The 701-nt window shown below is 37.2% G+C and carries 1 protein-coding gene; it reads right to left on the bottom strand.

What is annotated here, in order from left to right:
• Positions 1–230 precede the first annotated feature (230 nt).
• The coding region (locus IE271_RS44530; RefSeq protein WP_229920007.1) for a hypothetical protein at positions 231–701 on the bottom strand (471 nt) is incomplete at its 5' end.

The raw sequence follows: 701 nt of genomic DNA, 5'->3' as shown, positions 1-701 counted from the left end.
ATTTTTGGATTTTTGTAATATCTAAAGGCTCAATGCGCCCGTTTCGTTTAACCACCGTAATCAAAATTTTTCCTTTGAATTAAATCGTTTGTTTTTTAAATTTGGAATTGTATCAATAAAAAACTTAAGAAAAAGAAAAGTTCAAGTTGGATCTGTTCTATTAATGAGAATGAGTTTTAAAGTTTTTTAATTTTTTTATACCCCCTCCATTTAATGGCATTTGGGTTAAATCACCACCCTAATTTAGCGCAAAGCCTAACACAAAGCCCAAAAACACACACAAAGCTAAGAAGGATCAAACCCTCTACAAGTAAGTTGCTAGGATGCCCAAAATACGCTGAAATTTCATGGATAGCGGCAACAAAGGGCATCGTTAAAAGCGCCATATAAAAATCCCTCAGTCTCGCTCCTAACACAGCGTCATGAAACGCGCCAAAAAACCTAGCCTTAAAAATGGCTTTGAGAAACCTAGGGTATCTTACTTGGAAAGATTTATAACAATCCCTGCCTCGTGGGTCAAATAAAAGGTTAGACAACAAAGCCGCTATTAAGAGTGTTAGCCATGCATAATAACTATCTTTAGGGCTAAAAAGTGGATCGACAGTGCCTTGGCTACAACGAAATGTGGATATACATCCCGCATAGACTATGGCCACTGCCCATCGATATTCGGTATTGCTCAAACGCTTTTTTGAACCATT

It is taken from the genome of Streptomyces minutiscleroticus (genome assembly GCF_014650875.1).
GTDB lineage: Bacteria > Actinomycetota > Actinomycetes > Streptomycetales > Streptomycetaceae > Streptomyces > Streptomyces minutiscleroticus.
Note: the sequence above shows the minus strand (reverse complement) of the source record. Positions and strands in the feature narration are given on the sequence as shown.